This window comes from Ferrovibrio terrae (assembly GCF_007197755.1).
Lineage (GTDB): Bacteria > Pseudomonadota > Alphaproteobacteria > Ferrovibrionales > Ferrovibrionaceae > Ferrovibrio > Ferrovibrio terrae.
On the sequence record NZ_CP041636.1, the window covers coordinates 40,241 to 59,265 of the forward strand.

Consider the following 19,025-nt stretch of genomic DNA (forward strand, 5'->3'; position numbering starts at 1 on the left):
CGGGCCGGCAGGAGGAGTTATGGATCAGCTACCCGCAACCGCCGGCACGCAGACCGGCATCCAGACCGCGCAGGGTAACGGCAACCGGGGCCGCGGCGCACTGCAGGGAGCCGATCCAGTGAGCAGCAACGAGTACCTCACCTTCGCCATCGACAGCCAGCAATACGGCATCGACATCCTGAGCGTACGCGAGATCCGCGCCTGGACCGAAGTGACCAACCTGCCAAACACGCCCGATTTCGTACGCGGCATCATCAACCTGCGCGGCACGATCGTGCCGATCTACGACCTGCGCGTTCGCTTCGGCGGTGGCCGCACGACGCCGACCCGGATGCATGTGGTGATCGTGGTGGTGGCGGTGAACGGCACCTTCGGCCTGCTGGTCGATTCCGTGTCCGATATTCTGTCGATCGATCAGCGCGACCTGCAGGGCGTCCCCAACACCGGCATGGCCGACGACCACCAGTTCCTCAGCGCCCTGGTGGCCCGTGAGGAACGCATGGTCTCGATCCTCGATCTCGACCGGCTGGTGAACCAGGCCACGGCGTCGCAGATGGAGCAGATCGCAGCGCAGCAAAGCGGCCAGGCCGGGATTGCGACGGCGTCTTAGTTGCAACTACAAACAGCTTGCCGCTGCCAGCAGGTAAATTTTCGACAACCTTGTCGTTATCCCCGCAGGCAAGCGAACCCGGACACGCTAGTTTAATCCCCATGGAGTAAGGCCTTATGGGCTTTTAGGGGGGATTGAGCATGAATTTTTCCATTCGCACCACGCTGGGACTGGTCATCGGCATTCTGGGCCTGATGCTGGTGGCCGGCAGCATCAATGCCCTGCTCAACGCACTCGACCGCAATGCCGCCGCCAAACGGGTGGCGCAGCTGGCGCCGATCAGCCAGGCCTTTTTCCAGAGCCTGCAGCAGCACCGGCTCGAGCGTGGCAACATCCTGATCGTCTTCCGCGCCGAAGCTCCGGCTTCCAAAGACAGCATCGACAGCATCACCACACAGCGCGACAACACGATAAAGGCCTACAATACCGGCTATGCCATGTTGTCGGCGCTCAGCAGCGATCTGCCGGGCGCCACCCCGTTGCTGACCAAGCTGAAATCCGCAAATGACGCGGTCGACGCCATGCGCCCGAAGGCCATGCAGATGATCGCTCAGCCGCGCGCCCAGCGCGAAGCGCAGACCATGCAGGACTGGCCGCGCGTGACGCAGAACTACCTCACCGCCGTGCAGGAGGCGTCCGATTTCCTCGAAGCCTCGCTGCAGCTGGTGGATCCCGCCGTCGACCAGCTGCTGAGCGTGAAGCAGAATGCCTGGACGATCCGCAACTATGCCGGCTCGATGGTGCTGCGCATCCTGACCACCATGTCGGCCGGTCAGACCTGGGGCATCGCGGAATCCATGGCGCATGCCGATGATTCCGGCCGCGTCGCCACCGCCTGGGACATCGTCACTGTCATCGCCACGCGCAGCGACACGCCGACGCCGGTGCGCGACGTGGTCAACACCGCGAAAGGCTTCTTCACCGGTCCGCTCGGTACCGAGCGCGAGACAATCGTGAAGGCCTTCACCGCCGGCCAGCCCTCGCCGGTCGAACAGGCGAAGTATCAGCCGACCGTGACCGAAAGCCTGAACATGCTGAACGCGGTGGCCAACACCGCACTGAATGAGCTGATCAAGCGCGCCGATGCGCAGACGGCGCAGACGCAGCGCAGCGTGTTCCTGAGCATCGGTACCCTGGTGGCCGCCGTTGCCTTCACTGCTTTCGGCTTTCTGATCGTGCAATGGCGCGTCACCGGACCGATCAATCGCATGACCGGCGCGATGCAGCGCCTCGCCAATCGCGACCTCGACGTCGAGATTCCCTTCGTCGATCGCGGTGCTGAAGTCGGCCAAATGGCCAAGGCCGTGCAGATCTTCAAGGACAGCATGATCGCGCGCGAACAGGCTGAAGCCGATATCGCGCGCCAGCGTGAAGAGTCGGAAAGCCGTCGCCTGGAGCGCGAAGCCCGCGAAAAGGCCGCCGGCGAGGAAATCGCCGCGCTGGTCAACAAGGTGGCGCAGGGCGATCTCAGCGGCCGCATCAGCGAAAGCGGCAAGGATGGTTTCTTCCTCTCCACCAGCCAGGAGCTCAACCGTCTGGCCGGCACACTGCAGACCATGACCAGCGAACTGGCCGGCGCGATGAGCGCCATGGCCGGCGGCGACCTGACCAAGACGGTACGCGGCGAATACCAGGGCGTGTTCGGCGAGATCAAGGGCGCGGTCAACGGCATGTCGGAGCGCATGCGGGACTTTGCCGGTCGCCTGACCCAGACGGCGCAATCGGTGAAGGTGGCATCGGACGAAATCTCGACCGGGAGCCAGGATCTGGCCAGCCGCACGGAATCGCAGGCCGCTTCGATCGAGGAAACCGCTGCCTCGATGCACGAGATCACCACCACGGTGAAACAGAATGCGGACAATGCGCAGGCAGCCAACCAGCTGGCGGTCGCGGCGCGCGATACGGCGGAGAAGGGCGGCAGCGTGGTCGGCGATGCGGTCGGCGCAGTGACGCGGATCGAGGAAAGCGCACAAAAGATCAGCGACATCGTCGGCCTGATCGACGAGATCGCCTTCCAGACCAATCTTCTGGCGCTGAATGCCTCCGTCGAGGCCGCCCGCGCCGGCGAGGCCGGCAAGGGCTTTGCCGTTGTCGCGCAGGAAGTGCGCGCCCTGGCGCAGCGGTCTGCCAATGCCTCGAAGGACATCAAATCGCTGATCAACGAGTCGAATGCGCAGGTGAAGACCGGCGCGGCCCTGGTCAACCAGACCGGCCAGTCCCTGACCGAGATCGTCACGGCGATCAAGAAAGTGTCGGATATCGTCGCCGAGATCGCTGCCGCCTCGCGCGAGCAGGCCACCGGCCTCGACCAGATCAACACCGCCGTGGGCAGCATGGACGAAATGACCCAGCGCAACGCAGCCCTGGTGGAAGAAACCACGGCCGCCGCCCAGAGCCTGTCCGGTCAGGCCAACGAACTGGCCAATCTGGTCGGCTTCTTCAAGCTGGACGGCAGCGCCCGGGCGCTTCCCCCTACGGCCACGCCGGCAGTGGCCCCCAGGCCTGCCCCGACAGCTGTGCCGAAACCGGCTGCCCCTGCCGTGGCCCGGAAACCGGCGATTCCCCCCGCCGCACCAACCCCGGCTCGGCAAGCTCCGGCAGCCTCGGCCAAGGCCGCTGACGACGACGATTGGCAGGAATTCTGAGCATCTGCACCACATCTAGACGGGGGCAGCCGGGCATGGGTTGACGTGCCCGGCTTTGCTCGGCAAGGTCCGGCCACTTTCGCCGCCTCTGACGCCGGATTCCCCCGCAATGCTGCAGCCTGCCGCCGCCCCCCGCCATTCCGCCCCGGTCAGCCATGCCGAGATGGCCAATGCCATCCGCGCGCTGTCCATGGATGCCGTCCAGGCCGCCAATTCCGGCCATCCCGGCATGCCGATGGGCATGGCCGACGTGGCCACCGTGCTGTTCAGCCGTTTCCTGAAATTCGATCCGAAGAATCCGGCCTGGCCCGACCGCGACCGCTTCGTGTTGTCGGCCGGCCATGGCTCGATGCTGATCTATTCGCTGCTGTACCTGACCGGCTATCAGGACATGACACTGGACGAGCTGAAGCGCTTCCGCCAGATCGGCGCGCGCACGGCCGGCCATCCGGAATTCGGCCATGCCGGCGGCATTGAAACCACCACTGGTCCGCTCGGCCAGGGCATCGCCACCGCCGTGGGTATGGCGCTGGCTGAGCGCGCGATGGCCGCGCAGTTCAACGACAAGCTGGTCGACCACTACACCTATGTGATCGCCGGTGACGGTTGCCTGATGGAAGGCATCAGCCACGAGGCGATCTCGATGGCCGGCCATCTGAAACTCAACAAGCTGATCGTGCTGTGGGACGACAACCTGATTTCCATCGACGGCCCGACGAGCCTGTCGGTGTCCGATGACCAGATCAAGCGCTTCCAGGCCAGCGGCTGGGCCACCATTGCCGTCGACGGCCATGATCCGGAAGCCGTGGCCGGCGCCATTGCGGCTGCGCAGAAGAGCGACAAGCCGAGCCTGATCGCCTGCCGCACCGTGATCGGCTATGGCGCGCCGACCAAGGCCGGCACTGCCGCCACGCATGGTTCGCCGCTCGGCGCCGACGAAATCAAGGGCGCGCGCGAGAAGCTCGGCTGGCCGCATGCGCCGTTTGAGATTCCCGATGCCATCCTGAGTGCCTGGCGTGGTATTGGCGCTGCCGGCACGGCCAAGTCGGCTGCCTGGGAAAAGCTGCATGCCGCCCTGCCGGCCGAACAGCGCGCCGAATGGGATCGCCGCCTCAAGGGCGACCTGCCGGCGAATTTCGACAAGACGATCTCTGAGTACAAGCAGAAGCTCGCGGCCGACAAGCCGAAATGGGCGACGCGCAAGTCGTCGCAGATGGCGCTGGAAGTGATCAATCCGGCGACACCGGAAACGCTCGGCGGTTCAGCTGACCTCACCGGTTCGAACAACACGAAGACCGCCGGCCTCAATCCGGTGAAGCCGGGCGACTACAGCGGCCGCTACGTGTATTACGGCGTGCGCGAGCACGGCATGGCGGCGGCGATGAACGGCATCGCCCTGCATGGTGGCCTGATCCCTTATGGCGGCACCTTCCTGGTCTTCACTGACTATTGCCGCCCGTCGATCCGCCTGTCGGCCCTGATGGAACAGCGCGTGATCTATGTGATGACGCATGATTCGATCGGCCTGGGCGAAGACGGCCCGACGCACCAGCCGGTCGAGCATGTCGCAAGCCTGCGCGCCATTCCGAATCTGCTCGTGCTGCGTCCGGCCGATGCGGTGGAAACCGCCGAAGCCTGGCAGGTCGCCCTGCAGCAGAAGCATCGCCCCAGCGTGCTGGCCCTGACCCGCCAGGACCTGCCGGCGGTGCGCACCACGCATACGGAAGAGAATCTGGTCGCCAGGGGCGGCTATGAACTCGCCGCTGCCGAAAGCGGCGCCGCCAAGGTCACCCTGCTCGCCACCGGTTCGGAAATCGCCATCGCGATGACGGCCCGCGACCTGCTGCAGAAAGACGGCGTCCCGACCCGCGTGGTCTCGATGCCGAGCTTCGAGCTGTTCGACGCCCAGGACGAGGCTTACCAGGAAAAGACTCTGGGCCCCGGCACGGTGCGAATCGCGGTCGAAGCCGGCGTCCGCCAGGGCTGGGACCGCTATCTCGGCATCAAGGGCGGTTTCGTGGGCATGAGTGGCTTTGGCGCCTCGGGCCCCTACGAGCAGTTGTACAAGCATTTCGGCATCACGCCGGAAGCAGTGGCCGCAGCCGCCAAACAACGGTTGTAAAGCCCCTTTCCGACTGCCATATCCGGTTTCCGGCGCCAGCCGTACTGGCCGCAGCGGCTGTCGCGTGCTATAGCACGCGAGCATTTAACGCCTTGGATTAAGACGGATTTCCGGTGACTACAGCGGCCTCGCCCGATAGCTCCCAGCCGGCCCATGCCAGCAGCGGCAAGCTGCTGCGTCGTCTGCTGGCCGAACAGGTCAGGCCGCATCTCGCTTCACTGGCGATTGCGCTCGTCGCGATGATCGTGGTGGCTGCCATGACGGCCGCCACCGCCTGGCTGCTGAAACCGGCCATCGACCAGGTCTTCACGGAGCGCGACCCTTACTGGACGATGATGATCCCGCTCGCCGTGGTGATTGTGGTCGTGATCAAGGGCGTGGCGACCTATTTCGAAAGCACGCTGATGATCGGCTTCGGCGAGCGGGTGATCGCCGATACCCAGATTCGGCTGTACAGCCATCTGATCCGTGCCGACCTTGCCTGGCTGCATGACATGCATTCCGGCCGTTTGATCTCCAGTTTCCTCTTCGATGCCACGCTGCTGCGCGAAGCCGTCACCAAGGCGCTGACCGGCATGGTGAAGGACACGCTCAGCCTGATCTTCCTGACCGGCGTGATGTTCAGCATGAACTGGCAGCTCGCGCTGATCGTCTGCGTGATCTTCCCCTTCGTGGGCCTGAGCACGCGCCGGCTGGGCCGCAAGACGCGCAAGAGCTCTGCCAAGGGTCAGCAGGAAACCGGCAAACTGACCACGATCCTGAGCGAAACCTTCGAAGGCGCGCGCATGGTCAAGGCCTATGGCATGGAGCAGCGCGAGATCGAGCGCGCCCGCCTGTCGGTCGACACCCGCCTCGGCCACCTGATGAAGGTGGTGCGCGCCCGCGCCGCCGCCAGTCCGACCACCGAGGCGCTTGGCGGCATTGCGGTGGCGGTGGTGATCTATATCGGCGGCAGCAGCGAAACGCTGACACTCGGCACGCTCACGGCCTTCATCTATGCGGCGCTGACCGCCTATCAGCCGCTCAAGTCTCTCGCCACCATGCAGACTGCCATGCAGGAAGGCCTGGCTGCGGCCGACCGCATCTTCACCATACTCGACATCAAGCCGGCCATCGAAGAATCCGGCGATGCGAAGCCGCTGCAGGTGAATGGCGGCGAAATCCGCCTCGATGCCGTCAGCTTCCGCTATGCCTCCGACAAGACAGCACTGGATGGCATCAGCCTCGTGGTCCCGCCGGGCAAGAAGGCCGCGCTGGTGGGCGCCTCGGGCGCCGGCAAGTCGACGCTGCTCAATCTGGTGCCGCGCTTCTACGACGCCAGCCAGGGCAGCGTGAAAATCGACGGCCAGGATGTGCGCGATGTAACGCTGACTTCGTTGCGTCGCAGCGTCGCTCTGGTCAGCCAGGAGCTGACGCTGTTCGACGACACCATCCGCGCCAATATCGCCTATGGACGGCCCGAAGCCAGCCAGGCCGAAATCGAAAATGCCGCACGTAATGCAGCCGCGCATGATTTCATCATCGCCCTGCCGCAGGGCTATGATACGGCAGTGGGCGAGAACGGCGTGAAACTGTCGGGTGGCCAGCGCCAGCGCGTGGCCATCGCCCGCGCCATGCTGCGCGACGCGCCGATCCTGCTGCTGGATGAAGCCACCAGCGCGCTGGATACCGAATCCGAACGCCTGATCCAGGTGGCGCTGAGCGAGCTGATGCGCGGCCGCACCACGTTGGTGATCGCCCATCGCCTGTCCACCGTGATCGACGCTGACGTGATCTTCGTGCTCGATCACGGCCGCCTGGTCGAACAAGGCAGTCATGCCGAACTGCTGGCCCGCAACGGTGCCTATGCCCGGCTTTACGCGACCCAGTTCGCCGTCGAGGCTACCGCCTGAGCATGGCCGGGCTGTGGAAACGCATCCAGCGAAGCAAACCCGCCGTGCGGTTCGCGGCGGATGCCATCGCTTTCTATGTCCGCCTGGTGCGCAACACCACGCGATGGGACATTCGTGGCGCCGAATATCCGGAAGCCTTCTGGTCTGAAAACCGACCGTTCATTCTCGCCTTCTGGCACGGCCGACTGCTGCTGATCCCGCCAACCTGGCGCCGCGACCGGCGTATGAACATGCTGATCTCGCAGCATCGCGACGGCGAGCTGATCGCCCGCGCCATGGATCCCTTCGGTATCGGCACGGTCCGCGGTTCCGCCGCCAAGGCCGGCAAAAAAGACAAGGGCGGCAGCGGCGCATTGCGGGTGATGGTGCGCCAGCTCAAGCTCAATGAATATGCCGGCTTCACCCCCGATGGGCCGCGCGGGCCGCGCATGCGGGCCAGTATCGGCGTGATCGCGGCCGCCCGGCTGGCCAAGGTGCCGATCCTGCCGGTGACCTATGCGGTAAGACGCCGCCGTGTGTTAAATTCCTGGGACCGCTTCATCCTGCCCTGGCCATTCAACCGGGGGGTTTACCTCTGGGGCGAACCGATCGACGTGCACAGCGACATCACTGAAAGCCCGGAACAGGCCGCCCTGCGTCTTGAAACGATCCTGAATAGGCTCTGCGACGAAGCGGACCGCCTGTGTGGCCACGCCCCGATCGCGCCGGCCGACCGCCTGCCGGCAGAAGGCGATGGCTAAGACGGCGCCGCATTTCTGGCAGGCCGGCAGCACATCACCGCTGCCCAGGCTGCTGCGTCCGCTGTCGGCGCTGTATGGGTTGGGCAACCGCCTCAACCAGCGCATGACAGCCGCGCAGGAGATCGGCGCGCCGGTAATCTCGATCGGGAATCTGGTCGCCGGCGGCGCAGGCAAGACGCCGACCGCCATCGCCATTGCCCTGCGCCTGGCCGCGCTTGGCCGACATCCGCAGATCGTCAGCCGCGGCTATGGAGGAAAGCTGGCCGGACCGGTGCGGGTCGATCTGACCCGTCACACATCCACCGATGTGGGTGACGAGGCCCTGCTGCTGGCCGCCGCCGCACCGACCTGGATCGGCGGCAACCGCCCCGCCGCCGCCCGTGCTGCAGTTGCGGCGGGTGCCGACTGCATCATCGCTGACGATGCGCACCAGACCTATGCGCTGGCCCGCCGGCTCAGTCTGCTGGTGGTCGATGGCGGCTACGGCTTCGGCAACGGGCTGCAGTTGCCAGCCGGGCCTCTTCGCGAACCCATTGAGGAAGGCCTGGCGCGCTGCGATGCCCTGGTGCTGATCGGTCCGCGCAGCGTTCCGTTGCCTGACTTTGGCCGTCGCCCGGTTTTCGCCGCCACGCTGGACCCCAATCCGGCCGACGCCGTGCGTCTGCGTGGCCGCAGTGTTCTGGCCTTTGCTGGCATCGGCCGCCCGGAGAAATTTTTCACATCCTTGCAACAGCTCGGTGCCACGGTGGTGCAAACGGCCACCTTCCCCGACCACGCCCCCTATTCGCCCGACACTGTGATGCGTCTCGTTGAAACCGCCCATAAGCTGAATGCCATTCCGGTCACCACTGCGAAGGATCAGGTGCGCCTGCCGGCCAAGGCGCGACAGATGGTGGATGTGCTGCGTGTCGTGCTGAACTTTGCTGAACCGCAGCGCGTGGACGACTACCTGCGTTCCAGACTGCATGACGGAGCGACGGCTGGTGCTTAAAAAATTGCTGTTCCCGCATGCAGAGCCGCATGAATACGTTGCCGCCTGGGGTGCCCGGCTGGCGCTGGCGCTGTTTGCCGCCCTGCCGGTGGATCGCGCTTCCGCCTTTGGGGGCTGGATCGCATGCAGGATCGGCCCTCGTCTGGGGGTGCACAGAACTGCGAAAGCCAATCTGGAACTCGCATTGCCTGAACGCAGCGCCGAGCATGAGCGCATCCTGCAGGGCATGTGGAACAACCTCGGCCGCGTACTGGCTGAGTATGCCCATCTGGGCGACATACATATCGGCTCACACGAAGCCGGCGAACAGATCGAAGTCGTGGGCGACGAGCATCTCGCCGACATCCGCGACGGCAAGAAGCCCGCGATATTCTTCTCCGCTCATTTCGGCAATTGGGAAGTGATGAGCATCGCAGGCGTGCATTACGGCATTCACCTGGTGCAGGTCTATCGCGCCGCCAACAATCCACTGACTGAAGAGATTCTGCAGAATCTGCGCAAGCCGGTTGGCGGCCAGCGTGTGCCGAAGGGCATGCAGGCAGCACGCGAACTGCTGAAAGCCCTCAAGCGCAATGAATGCCTGGCGATGCTGGTGGATCAGAAACTCAACACCGGCCGCGCCGTGCCTTTCTTCGGTCATGACGCCATGACCGCCCCGGCGATTGCGGAACTGGCGCTACGTACGGGCTGCCCTGTTGTACCGATCTATGGCGAACGCCTGGGCGATAGCGCCCGCTTCCGCGTCACCATCCAGGCCCCGATCCAGCTGGAAAATACCGGGGACCGCGAAAGCGACATCGACAGCGCACTGCGGATGATCAACCAAAATCTTGAAGAGCGGATTCGCCGGAACCCCGAACAATGGTTCTGGGTGCACAAGCGCTGGAAGCGCTGAGCTACGGCTTTTCCGGCAGCAGGCGCTGCGGATCGAGCCGCACGTCGAACCAGTTCACCCGCCAGTCGAGATGCGGACCGGTCGCGCGGCCGGTCGCGCCCACCGTACCGATCAGTTCGCCCTGTTTCACCTGCTGCCCGACCTTCACGTTGAGGGCATGCAGGTGCGAGAAAGCCGAATTGATCCCCATGCCGTGGTCGATGATGATCGTTCCGCCAGTGAAATAGATATCCTTCTCGGCCAGCACCACTTCACCGGCCGACGGCGCAACGACAGGGCTGCCAGTCGGCGCCGCGATATCGAGACCGTAATGCGGCGTGCGCGGTTCGCCGTTGAGAATCCGCTGGCTGCCATACACGCCGGAGACCGGGCCTTTCGCCGGCCAGATCCAGCCCTGCAGGAAATCCTGCCGCGCCGTGTTGCGCTGGCGCACAGCGGCAATCGCCGCATTCTCGCGCCTGATGCGCTCCAGCACGGCCGGCGGCGGCGTCACCTGCGCTGGCGGCAGGCCATCGATGCGCTGGATGTCATAAGTCTGCGGCGCGATCCGCAACGTCACCGGTTCGCTGCGGCCGCCATCGCGGGTTACGGTCAGCGTCATTGTGGCGGATTCATCGCGGCCGAAGCCAAAGACGAAACGGCCATTCTTTGCTACCGGAACGATCCGGTCGTTCAGCTTGATCAGGATGCCGGGCTCGGCTGCGCCGGTGACTAGGCCGCCTTGGCTGAAATCACCCTGCCAGGTGATGCCGGCCGGCGCCTCGTTTGCTTCAGCGGCAGTCACGTTGCCGGCGGCCATAAGAAGCAATACGGCAAGCCAGCGCCTCATGCGCGCTTCACCGGATCGATGGCCAGTCCGCGCGTGGCAATAACGGCATCGGCATAGGCTTCCTGGCGGTCCACGCTCCAGTAGCGCAATTGCTCCAGTGCGATGCGCTGGCCAGTGACCGCGCAGGTGACATACGAGCCGGGGAAGACGATATCGAAAGTGCCATGCCGGAAATACAGCCGGGCTTCGATGTCGCGCGGCAGCGGTGGCGGCGGCATCAGAACAGACTTTCCTGCTTGGTCGGCTTCGCGGCGGCAGGCGCTGCTTTCTTCGCCACGGGAGGTGCGGAACCGCCGCCGACAATCTGCGCATCGCGGCGGCCATCATGCATCTCGATGGCGACGGCAGCACCCGGCGCCATCGCGTCAGCGCTGTTCAGGGGCGTGCCGTCCGCGCCATGGATCACGGCAAAGCCGCGTGCCAGCACATTGCGGTAGGACAGGCTCTCCAGCAGCTTGGCCGGCTGACTCAGGCGCTGCGCTGCATCGGCCTGACGCTGGCGCATGGCGCGCAGCAGTCGCGCATCGGCATCCTTCAGGCGTCGGCCATACTCTGCCACTTCCCGCCTCAGCAGCGCCGGCCGCAGCCGGGCCATCGCCGTCTCCATCCGCGCGCGCTGCGCCGCCACGCCGACGCGCAACGCATGCCGCAGACGGTCCGAGAGATCGTCGAAACGCTGGCGCGCCATGTCGAGCTGTTCGCGCGGACCACGCAGGCCACGGCCGAGGCTGTCGAGATGCCGGCGCTTGTCCTGCGCCATGCGCGTGATGCTGCGGCGCAGGCGTTCATCCAGCCCGGCGACGCCGGCAACCAAATCGAGCCGCACAGGCACGGCCATTTCGGCCGCCGCCGTCGGCGTCGGTGCACGACGGTCGGAGGCGAAGTCGATCAGCGTCGTATCGGTTTCATGGCCCACCGCCGAGATCAGTGGAATATCTGAAGCCGCGGCGGCGCGCACCACCACTTCCTCGTTGAAGGCCATCAGATCTTCCAGGCTGCCGCCACCGCGCGCGACGATCAGCAGATCGGGCCGCGGCACGCCTGTTGCCCCTGAACCATTCTCCGGAAGGGCATTGAAGCCGCGGATGGCTTTCGCCACCTGCTCGGCGGCACCCTCGCCCTGCACCAGCACCGGCCAGACCAGCACATGGGTGGGGAAACGGTCTGCCAGGCGATGCAGGATGTCGCGGATCACGGCGCCGGTCGGCGAGGTCACCACGCCGATCACGCGCGGCAGATACGGCAGCGGCCGTTTGCGTTCGGCGGCGAAGAGCCCTTCAGCCGCGAGCTTCTGCTTGCGCTGCTCCAGCAGCGCCATCAGCGCGCCCAAGCCCGCCAACTCCATCCGCTCCACGACCATCTGATACTTCGATCGGCCAGGATAGCTGGTCAGCTTGCCCGAGCAGATCACCTCCATGCCGTCTTCGGGTTTGACCCCGAGACGCGCGGCACTGCCCTTCCAGCAGACGCCATCCAGCAGCGAATCGGCATCCTTCAGCGAGAAGTAGAGATGGCCCGACGCCGCCCGCTTGAAACCGGAGATTTCGCCGCGGACCCGCACCCAGCCGAAATTGTCCTCGATGCTGCGCTTGAGGCGCAGCGAGAGCTCGGTAACCGTATATTCCGGCACGTTTCCGGGCGCTGTCGGGGCGCCGGCCGCACCAGGCTGGGAAGGCTCGAAATCGCTCATGGAAAAGCCTCGGGGGGAAGCCTTGCGTCTGTTCCGGCCATGATACAAACATTGCCGCCATTCCTCCAGTCGCCACGACGTTCCCAGAGGCCCCTATGAATCTTCTCGTCATCGGATCCGGCGGGCGCGAGCATGCCCTGTGCTGGGCGCTGAGCGCCTCGCCGCTGGTCAACAAGCTGGTCTGCGCCCCCGGCAATGCCGGCATCGCGCAAGTGGCAAAGCTCGCCCCGGTCGATCCGCTCGATCTGGATGCCGTGCTGCAGCTCTGCCGTGACGAGCATATCGATTTCGTCGTGGTCGGCCCCGAGGCTCCGCTGGTGATTGGCCTGGTCGACCATCTGGAGGCCGCGGGCTTTGCCTGTTTCGGCCCGAACAAGGCCGCGGCCCAGCTTGAAGGCTCCAAGGGCTTCATGAAGGACCTCTGCGCCAAATACGGCATCCCGACCGCGGCCTATGGCCGGTTCAGCGATGGCGCCGCGGCGGAAACCTTCATCCGCAAGCACGGCGCCCCCATCGTGGTGAAGGCCGACGGCCTTGCCGCCGGCAAGGGCGTGGTCGTGGCGATGACGCTGGAGGAAGCGCTGGACGCCAGCGCGGCGTTGTTCGCCGAGCCCGGCGCGCAGGCGGTGATCGAGGAATTCATGGATGGCGAGGAAGTCAGCTTCTTCGCTCTGGTGGACGGAAAACATGCGCTGGCGCTGGCCTCGGCGCAGGATCACAAGCGCGTCGGTGATGGCGATACCGGGCCCAACACGGGCGGCATGGGCGCCTATTCCCCGGCCAAGGTCTTCACTCCTGCCCTGCAGCAGCAGGTGATGGAGCAGATCATCATGCCGACGGTAAATGGCATGATCGCCGAGGGCATGCCGTTCAAGGGCGTGCTGTTCGCCGGGCTGATGCTCACCAAGGACGGCCCGAAGCTGCTGGAATACAATACGCGCTTCGGCGATCCGGAATGCCAGACTCTGATGCTGCGGCTGAAATCCGACCTGCTGCCTGCGCTGATGGCCTCGCGCGACGGCATGCTGAAGGATTTCGACCTGCGCTGGAAGGACGATGCCGCGCTCTGCGTCGTGATGGCCGCCGAAGGTTACCCCGCCGAACCGCGCAAGGGCACCGCGATCGAAGGGCTTGATGCCGCTGCGGCCGAAGCGGATACGATTGTGTTCCATGCGGGCACCAAGCCGGGCGCCGATGGCGCAATACTGGCAAATGGCGGTCGCGTGCTGGGCGTCTGCGGCACAGGCAAGACCATTGCGGCAGCACAGGCGCGTGCCTATGCCGCTGTGGATAAAGTCCGCTGGCCGCAGGGTTTCTGCCGCAGGGACATCGGCTGGCGGGCGATCGCCCGCGAGCAGAAGTAACTGGCGCTGGCGTGCCATCGAGCGTGAAGCTCGGGCCCGTGAACAGAAAAACCGATCGCACACAAGCAGTAACACAGCGTCGGAATGCGGATAACCGGGACTGCCGATAGGCGGTTGCGCCGGGCCACACGGCATGGCTATCGTAGTTGCGGGCATGTCGCTATCGTGCCCCAACAACGAGGAAACATTCGCATGAGCGACCAGGATCGCTTCGTCGGCACCATGCCGGTGCAGGAGCGCCACAAGTTCGATGAAGCCGCGCTGGAACGCTGGCTCAGGCAGAACGTTGCAGACTACAGCGGACCGCTGACCATACAGCAGTTCAAGGGTGGGCAATCCAATCCGACTTTCATGCTGGTGACACCGGGCAAGAAATACGTGCTGCGCCGCAAGCCGCCGGGCAAACTGCTGCCCTCGGCGCATGCGGTCGACCGCGAATACCGCGTGATCACCGCGCTGGGCCAAACCGACGTGCCGGTGGCCAGGACTTACGGGCTGTGCGAAGACGACAGCGTGATCGGCACCGCCTTCTACGTGATGGATTGCGTGGAAGGCCGCATTTTCTGGGACCAACGCCTGCCCGATCTGAACCGCGAGGAACGTGCCGGCATTTTCGATGCCATGAACCGGACCATCGCGGCGCTGCACAAGGTGGACTACACAGCCATCGGCCTCGGCGATTACGGCAAGCCCAGCGATTATTTCGCCCGCCAGATCAACCGCTGGAGCAAGCAGTACAAGGCGTCCGAGACGGAAGAGATTCCGGCGATGGACAAGCTGATCGAATGGCTGCCGGCGCATATTCCGCCCGGCGAGGAAACCAGCATCGTCCATGGCGACTACCGCATGGACAACATGATCTTCCATCCGACCGAGCCGCGCGTGATCGCCGTGCTGGACTGGGAGCTCTCGACGCTGGGCCATCCGCTCGGCGACTTCACCTACCACCTGATGTCGTGGCGGCTGGCACCGGAGACCTTCCGCGGCCTCGCCGGCATTGACTTCGCTGATCTCGGCATTCCGAACGAGCAGGACTATATCGCAACCTATTGTCGCCGCACCGGCCGCGACAGCATTCCGCATCTCGAATTCTACATGGCCTACAACATGTTCCGCATTGCAGGAATCCTGCAGGGCATCATGGGCCGTGTGAAGGACGGCACCGCTACCAGCCAGCATGCCATCGAGTCAGGCAAACGCGCCCGGCCGATCGCAGAGCAGGCCTGGGCCGTGGTGGAGCGGATGACGCGGAGCCAATAAGCGATGGCGGCCGCTGACCTGACCCCCGTACAACCGCAACACCGGTTCGACGAGGCCAGGCTGGCGACGCATCTTGCCGAGCATCTGCCCGATTTCAAAACCCCGCTGACCGTACAGCAGTTCAAGGGACCTGCTGCCAGCCCCGCCTTCATGTTGCACAGTCCGGGCCGCAATCTGGTGCTGCGCAAGCGCAGCCAGCCCCGGAAGGGCTCCAGCCTGGCGGACTCGGTCGAGCGCGATTTCAACCTGCTGCGCGCGTTGCACGCGGCCGGACTGCCGATTGGCCAGCCGCAACTGGTCTGCACCGACGACAGCGTGATCGGCGCGCCGTTCTATCTGCTGGACTACATCCCCGGTCGGCATTTCCGCGACCCCAACCTGCCCGGCCTGGATGCCAAGCAGCGGCAGGCACATTACGAGGCGATGGCCGAAACACTGGCCCGACTACATATGCTCACCCCGGCCCAGATCGGCCTGCCCGCCAATGGCAGCGGCCTCGACTACCTGACCCGCCAGGTCACGACCCTGATCGAACAGTATCGCGCCAATGCCACCGACGAGATCGCGGCGATGGAGCGCCTGCTCGACTGGCTGCCGGCGCATCTGCCGGCCGATGACGTCACCAGCCTGATGCACGGCAATTTCCGCATGGAAAGCCTGGTCTTCCATCCCAGCGAACCGCGTGTGGTGGCAGTGCACGACTGGGACCTTGCGCTGATCGGTCACCCGCTGGCCGACCTGGCGATCAACTGCATGCCCTGGCGCGTGACGATTCCCGGCATGGGCAGCCTGCAGGGCATCGACTTCATCGAGAGCGGCATTCCCGGCGAGCCGGATTATCTCGGCGCCTATTGCCGCCATGCTGCGCGCGACGATATTCCGCACTGGAATTTCTATCTGGCCTTCGCGCTGTTCCGCGTCGCGGTGATGGCGCAGGGCATCGTCAAACGCGGCAGCAATGGCACGCCGTCTACTCCCGCCGCAGCACAGGCGCTGAAGATCTATAGCGCGCTGGTGCGGTCGGTCGCCAACCAGGCCTGGAACCTGATCGACAACAGCGACTGAAAAAAGAAGGCGCTCCCCGATCAAGGGGAGCGCCTTCCATCACGTCGCGCGGATGTCGATTACATCCAGAAGGGCGGCACGCCGTAATAGTCGTGCACCTTGCGGCCCCAGGCTTCGTCTTCCCAGTTCACGCGTTCCTTCTCGCCGTAGGTCGGCGCGCCTTCCAGCGTCTTCTTGTCGAGATTGACGACATAGCCGCCCTTGTCGGTGTCGTAGGTCAGCATGCTCCAGGGCAGCGGATGATGGCGATCGCCGATGCCGAGGAAGCCACCGAAGGACATGTCGGCATAGGCCACCTTGCCCGAGGTCTTGTCGATCATGACGTTGTTGATCGAGCCGAGCTTGTCACCCGTGCGGTTGTAAACGGTGGTGCCTTCCACCTTGTCGGCCGAAATGAGACGGTCAGTCATGGGGCGTCCTCCTGGGTTTGCGGGGTTCGAAATGACATGCAATGGGCGGAAATCCGCGCCTTGCCGGCATCTGTAACCTAATAAACGCCAAGAAAATCATAGGGTTCCTGTGATATTTCCCTATCAGAGGCCAAGCCCCGTTGCGCCGGGATTCTGGGGCAGGCCTGCGACCTTTCCGCCCGGTGTGGAACCATGTAACCCGTCGGTCATTCGGAATTGCATGAATACGAATGCCGGTAGAAGATAACCGGGTAGCTGGCGGTGACGGGCAGCCGTCGCAGGTGTGGGATATGTCCAAGCACAACAAAGATCTTGTGGAGACTGAAAGCGCTGGGGACCTGACAACGGAGTCCGCTGTCGCCGCCGATGGTGCCCTTGAGGCTCAGGCCCTGCCGCTTGTCACCGCCCAGCCGGAGCAGAATCCCAGCCAGGCGGAGCAGTCGCGCCAGTTCAATTCCTGGCTGGATCGCGCCCTTCCGCGCCTCATGGATTACCTCAGCAACGGCACAACCGAAGCTGTGACATCCTCGAGCCCTAAAGCTAAGCACTGATTTTCATTATGTAATTTACGGAAAACCGCGAAATTCCATCGCGGTTTTGTCACAGCATGTCTCGGCCTTATCGCTGGCTGCTGGGCGCCGGGACGACCATCCTCTGGTCATAGACGAACACGTCACCGAGACCAAAAAAACGAGGATGTTCCCCATGACCGACGCAATCCACGGCCTGCTGCTGGAGACCCTCCCCTCCCTCAAGGCCTTCTCGATCATGCTGACGCGTGACCGCACCTGGGCCGAGGACCTGACCCAGGAAACCGTGCTGCGTGTGCTGGCGAAGTCCGAACAGTTCCAGCCCGGCACCAACTTCAAGGCCTGGGCCTTCACCATCATGCGCCACCAGCATATCGACCAGGCGCGCCGCCGCCGCCGCGAGGCGACCACCTTCGGCGATTCCAGCGCGATCGAGAACCTGATGGCCGTCAAGGCACCGCAGGAGGACGCCATGGTGCTGGGCGAACTGCTGCAGGCGGTCGATACGCTGAACAAGGCACAGCGCGAAACGCTGATGCTGGTGGTCGGCAGCGGCCTGTCCTACGAGGAAGCCGCCAAGGTCTGCGGTTGCCCGATCGGCACGATCCGCAGCCGTCTGGCCCGCGCCCGCCAGGAACTGGAAGCCAAGATGCTGGGCGAGAGCCCGATGCCACGCAACCCGACCCCGCGGGAGACCCGCCTGGCCGAACTGCACCACTAAGACGAAATTCTCCCAGCGACGTCACTAGCAAACACGCACTGGAAAAAAGAATGGCGGCAGGAGCGATCCTGCCGCCATTTCTTTGCGTGCCCCAAGTTCGCTTACTCGGGCCCGCATATTCGAGGTCGGCTTATTCGAGGCCACGGAAGGCGCGCAGCGCGAAATCTGCGGCACGGCCGGCAATGGCTGCCTTCCAGGCCGGCGTGTCGGTGTAGAAAGCGTCGCGGATCTTGCGCTTGAGCTGCTGACCGAGCGGCGAATTGACGTCGCCGCCACGCGCATGCAGCCAATGGTCGCCGCGCAGCGCTTCCGTCACCTGCTGCCAGTGCTGTGTGCCGTATTCCATCGCAATCGCCGTCACCTCGATCGACTTCGGCAGATCGAGGAAAGCTTCCGGCACCGTACCGGTGACGCGCGCCGAGCTGGAGCTGCCGTCATTCGGGTTGGTGACTTCGGGGCCGAACACCGCCTTGGCACGGGCATAGAAAGCAGGATCGTCCGGGCCGATATAGATCGGCTCGCCATAGCCCATGGGCCCGAGGCCGGTATGGAAATCGACGCTGACCAGCTTGCGGGCCGTGGCCGGCACCAGCTCCTTCAGAATCCGCCGGAAGGTGGCATTCGACCAGGTCGGCTTCTGGCCACCGAAGAACAGACCATCGGGACGCGAATACTGACCACCCGACATCGCCGATTGGAAGGCAAAGGCGCCGTGCTTGTTCTGATATTCCAGAATCGCCTGATCGGCGGCAGCGCGGCCCTGCCCTTCCCAGACCTGCGGCAGCAGCAGGTCATGCACTTCCTCATAGGCCGCGTTCACCGGCAGCGGCTTGGAGAAGTCCTGGAAGTTGCGATTGAGGTCGACATTGTCCTCGGTCACGCGACGGACATGCGCGAAACCGTAGGGGTTGATCGCATGGACCATGATCGCAAGGCTGTTGGCCGGCATGGCGTCGAACAGCTTGTCCTTGAAGTGACCGATCTGCGCGCCCGAGCCGCAGAAACCCTCGGCGCCATGCGTGCCCGAGATAGTGAGATAGACGCGTTCGGCCTTCTCCGGACCGAGCAGCGCGACGTCGGTGGTCAGCGTCTCGCCCTTCGGACCCTTGGCATTGGGATTTTCGAAGGAGACGAGCTTGGCGCCCGCATCCGTCGCGGCGGCACGGAACTTGTCCCGCGCCTCGCCATAGGTGGCGGAAAAATACGATTCAACAGTCATGGGGAGGCTTTCTCTTTTCTGGTCGATTACACACGCAAGCTT

The 19,025-nt window shown here is 64.5% G+C and carries 17 protein-coding genes; 12 read left to right on the forward strand and 5 right to left on the reverse strand.

Annotated elements, in window-relative coordinates; genetic code table 11:
* The first annotated feature begins 19 nt into the window (after positions 1-19).
* The 7 genes from FNB15_RS00205 (at position 20) to FNB15_RS00235 (ending at position 9,895) form a co-directional block, all read left to right on the forward strand.
* On the forward strand, positions 20-610 hold the full coding sequence (locus tag FNB15_RS00205) for a chemotaxis protein CheW (RefSeq protein WP_144066782.1): 591 nt from the start codon (positions 20-22) through the stop codon (positions 608-610).
* Positions 611-750: 140 nt separating this feature from the next.
* Positions 751-3,255: a methyl-accepting chemotaxis protein gene (locus FNB15_RS00210; RefSeq protein ID WP_144066783.1), complete on the forward strand. Its 2,505-nt coding sequence runs from the start codon at positions 751-753 to the stop codon at positions 3,253-3,255.
* A 109-nt stretch (positions 3,256-3,364) separates the two neighbouring features.
* Positions 3,365-5,377, forward strand: a complete 2,013-nt coding sequence (tkt, locus tag FNB15_RS00215) for a transketolase (RefSeq protein WP_144066784.1) — start codon at positions 3,365-3,367, stop codon at positions 5,375-5,377.
* Between the two features lie 113 nt (positions 5,378-5,490).
* Positions 5,491-7,269, forward strand: a complete 1,779-nt coding sequence (gene msbA, locus FNB15_RS00220) for a lipid A export permease/ATP-binding protein MsbA (protein ID WP_246068751.1) — start codon at positions 5,491-5,493, stop codon at positions 7,267-7,269.
* Between the two features lie 2 nt (positions 7,270-7,271).
* A complete protein-coding gene (locus FNB15_RS00225; protein ID WP_144066785.1) occupies positions 7,272-8,009 on the forward strand; it encodes a lysophospholipid acyltransferase family protein in 738 nt (245 codons plus the stop codon).
* Positions 8,002-9,000: a tetraacyldisaccharide 4'-kinase gene (gene lpxK, locus FNB15_RS00230; RefSeq protein ID WP_144066786.1), complete on the forward strand. Its 999-nt coding sequence runs from the start codon at positions 8,002-8,004 to the stop codon at positions 8,998-9,000. Before FNB15_RS00225 ends, lpxK begins: the two co-directional genes overlap by 8 nt.
* Complete coding sequence (locus FNB15_RS00235; RefSeq protein WP_246068752.1) at positions 8,993-9,895, forward strand: lysophospholipid acyltransferase family protein; 903 nt, start codon at positions 8,993-8,995, stop codon at positions 9,893-9,895. The genes lpxK and FNB15_RS00235 overlap by 8 nt, the downstream gene beginning before the upstream one ends.
* Before the next feature lies 1 nt (position 9,896).
* On the opposite strand, the gene FNB15_RS00240 is transcribed toward FNB15_RS00235, so the two are convergent.
* The 3 genes from FNB15_RS00240 to xseA are packed head-to-tail and all read right to left on the reverse strand — an operon-like array spanning position 9,897 to position 12,414.
* Positions 9,897-10,724, reverse strand: a complete 828-nt coding sequence (locus FNB15_RS00240; RefSeq protein WP_144066788.1) for a M23 family metallopeptidase — start codon at positions 10,722-10,724, stop codon at positions 9,897-9,899.
* Positions 10,721-10,942, reverse strand: a complete 222-nt coding sequence (locus tag FNB15_RS00245; RefSeq protein ID WP_144066789.1) for a DUF2093 domain-containing protein — start codon at positions 10,940-10,942, stop codon at positions 10,721-10,723. The genes FNB15_RS00240 and FNB15_RS00245 overlap by 4 nt, the downstream gene beginning before the upstream one ends.
* A complete protein-coding gene (gene xseA, locus FNB15_RS00250) occupies positions 10,942-12,414 on the reverse strand; it encodes an exodeoxyribonuclease VII large subunit (protein WP_144066790.1) in 1,473 nt (490 codons plus the stop codon). The genes FNB15_RS00245 and xseA overlap by 1 nt, the downstream gene beginning before the upstream one ends.
* A gap of 95 nt (positions 12,415-12,509) precedes the next feature.
* On the opposite strand from xseA, the gene purD reads away from it, so the two are divergent.
* The 3 genes from purD to FNB15_RS00265 all read left to right on the forward strand — a co-directional run bounded on the left by purD (position 12,510) and on the right by FNB15_RS00265 (position 16,103).
* Positions 12,510-13,778: a phosphoribosylamine--glycine ligase gene (purD, locus tag FNB15_RS00255; RefSeq protein WP_144066791.1), complete on the forward strand. Its 1,269-nt coding sequence runs from the start codon at positions 12,510-12,512 to the stop codon at positions 13,776-13,778.
* A gap of 192 nt (positions 13,779-13,970) precedes the next feature.
* The gene (locus FNB15_RS00260) at positions 13,971-15,038 is read left to right on the forward strand and encodes a phosphotransferase (RefSeq protein ID WP_144066792.1); all 1,068 of its coding nucleotides are present in this window, start codon (positions 13,971-13,973) and stop codon (positions 15,036-15,038) included.
* A 3-nt stretch (positions 15,039-15,041) separates the two neighbouring features.
* Entirely contained in the window at positions 15,042-16,103 is a 1,062-nt protein-coding gene (locus tag FNB15_RS00265) for a phosphotransferase (RefSeq protein ID WP_144066793.1), read from the forward strand.
* A 59-nt stretch (positions 16,104-16,162) separates the two neighbouring features.
* Here the strand turns inward: FNB15_RS00265 and FNB15_RS00270 are convergent, their stop codons facing one another.
* Positions 16,163-16,513 carry a PRC-barrel domain-containing protein gene (locus FNB15_RS00270; protein ID WP_144066794.1) on the reverse strand — a complete coding sequence of 117 codons (351 nt, stop codon included), beginning with the start codon at positions 16,511-16,513 and terminating at the stop codon, positions 16,163-16,165.
* A 290-nt stretch (positions 16,514-16,803) separates the two neighbouring features.
* Between FNB15_RS00270 and FNB15_RS00275 the strand changes: the two genes are divergently transcribed.
* The gene (locus tag FNB15_RS00275) at positions 16,804-17,064 is read left to right on the forward strand and encodes a hypothetical protein (protein ID WP_144066795.1); all 261 of its coding nucleotides are present in this window, start codon (positions 16,804-16,806) and stop codon (positions 17,062-17,064) included.
* Positions 17,065-17,218: 154 nt separating this feature from the next.
* A complete protein-coding gene (locus tag FNB15_RS00280) occupies positions 17,219-17,764 on the forward strand; it encodes a sigma-70 family RNA polymerase sigma factor (protein WP_185973649.1) in 546 nt (181 codons plus the stop codon).
* 130 nt (positions 17,765-17,894) lie between these two features.
* Here FNB15_RS00280 and FNB15_RS00285 read toward each other — a convergent pair whose 3' ends face one another.
* Positions 17,895-18,983, reverse strand: coding sequence for a M14 family metallopeptidase (locus FNB15_RS00285; RefSeq protein WP_185973650.1), 1,089 nt, complete (start codon positions 18,981-18,983; stop codon positions 17,895-17,897).
* Positions 18,984-19,025 lie beyond the last annotated feature (42 nt).

Excerpts from the sequence above, each read along its gene's own strand:
- lpxK (WP_144066786.1), top strand. The coding sequence starts at position 8,002 with ATGGCTAAGACGGCGCCGCATTTCTGGCAGGCCGGCAGCACATCACCG.
- FNB15_RS00285 (WP_185973650.1), bottom strand. The coding sequence starts at position 18,983 with ATGACTGTTGAATCGTATTTTTCCGCCACCTATGGCGAGGCGCGGGAC.
- FNB15_RS00275 (WP_144066795.1), top strand. The coding sequence starts at position 16,804 with ATGTCCAAGCACAACAAAGATCTTGTGGAGACTGAAAGCGCTGGGGAC.
- purD (WP_144066791.1), top strand. The coding sequence starts at position 12,510 with ATGAATCTTCTCGTCATCGGATCCGGCGGGCGCGAGCATGCCCTGTGC.
- FNB15_RS00270 (WP_144066794.1), bottom strand. The coding sequence starts at position 16,513 with ATGACTGACCGTCTCATTTCGGCCGACAAGGTGGAAGGCACCACCGTT.
- FNB15_RS00245 (WP_144066789.1), bottom strand. The coding sequence starts at position 10,942 with ATGCCGCCGCCACCGCTGCCGCGCGACATCGAAGCCCGGCTGTATTTC.
- FNB15_RS00240 (WP_144066788.1), bottom strand. The coding sequence starts at position 10,724 with ATGAGGCGCTGGCTTGCCGTATTGCTTCTTATGGCCGCCGGCAACGTG.
- FNB15_RS00280 (WP_185973649.1), top strand. The coding sequence starts at position 17,219 with ATGACCGACGCAATCCACGGCCTGCTGCTGGAGACCCTCCCCTCCCTC.
- xseA (WP_144066790.1), bottom strand. The coding sequence starts at position 12,414 with ATGAGCGATTTCGAGCCTTCCCAGCCTGGTGCGGCCGGCGCCCCGACA.
- FNB15_RS00210 (WP_144066783.1), top strand. The coding sequence starts at position 751 with ATGAATTTTTCCATTCGCACCACGCTGGGACTGGTCATCGGCATTCTG.
- FNB15_RS00260 (WP_144066792.1), top strand. The coding sequence starts at position 13,971 with ATGAGCGACCAGGATCGCTTCGTCGGCACCATGCCGGTGCAGGAGCGC.
- FNB15_RS00265 (WP_144066793.1), top strand. The coding sequence starts at position 15,042 with ATGGCGGCCGCTGACCTGACCCCCGTACAACCGCAACACCGGTTCGAC.
- FNB15_RS00225 (WP_144066785.1), top strand. The coding sequence starts at position 7,272 with ATGGCCGGGCTGTGGAAACGCATCCAGCGAAGCAAACCCGCCGTGCGG.
- FNB15_RS00205 (WP_144066782.1), top strand. The coding sequence starts at position 20 with ATGGATCAGCTACCCGCAACCGCCGGCACGCAGACCGGCATCCAGACC.
- tkt (WP_144066784.1), top strand. The coding sequence starts at position 3,365 with ATGCTGCAGCCTGCCGCCGCCCCCCGCCATTCCGCCCCGGTCAGCCAT.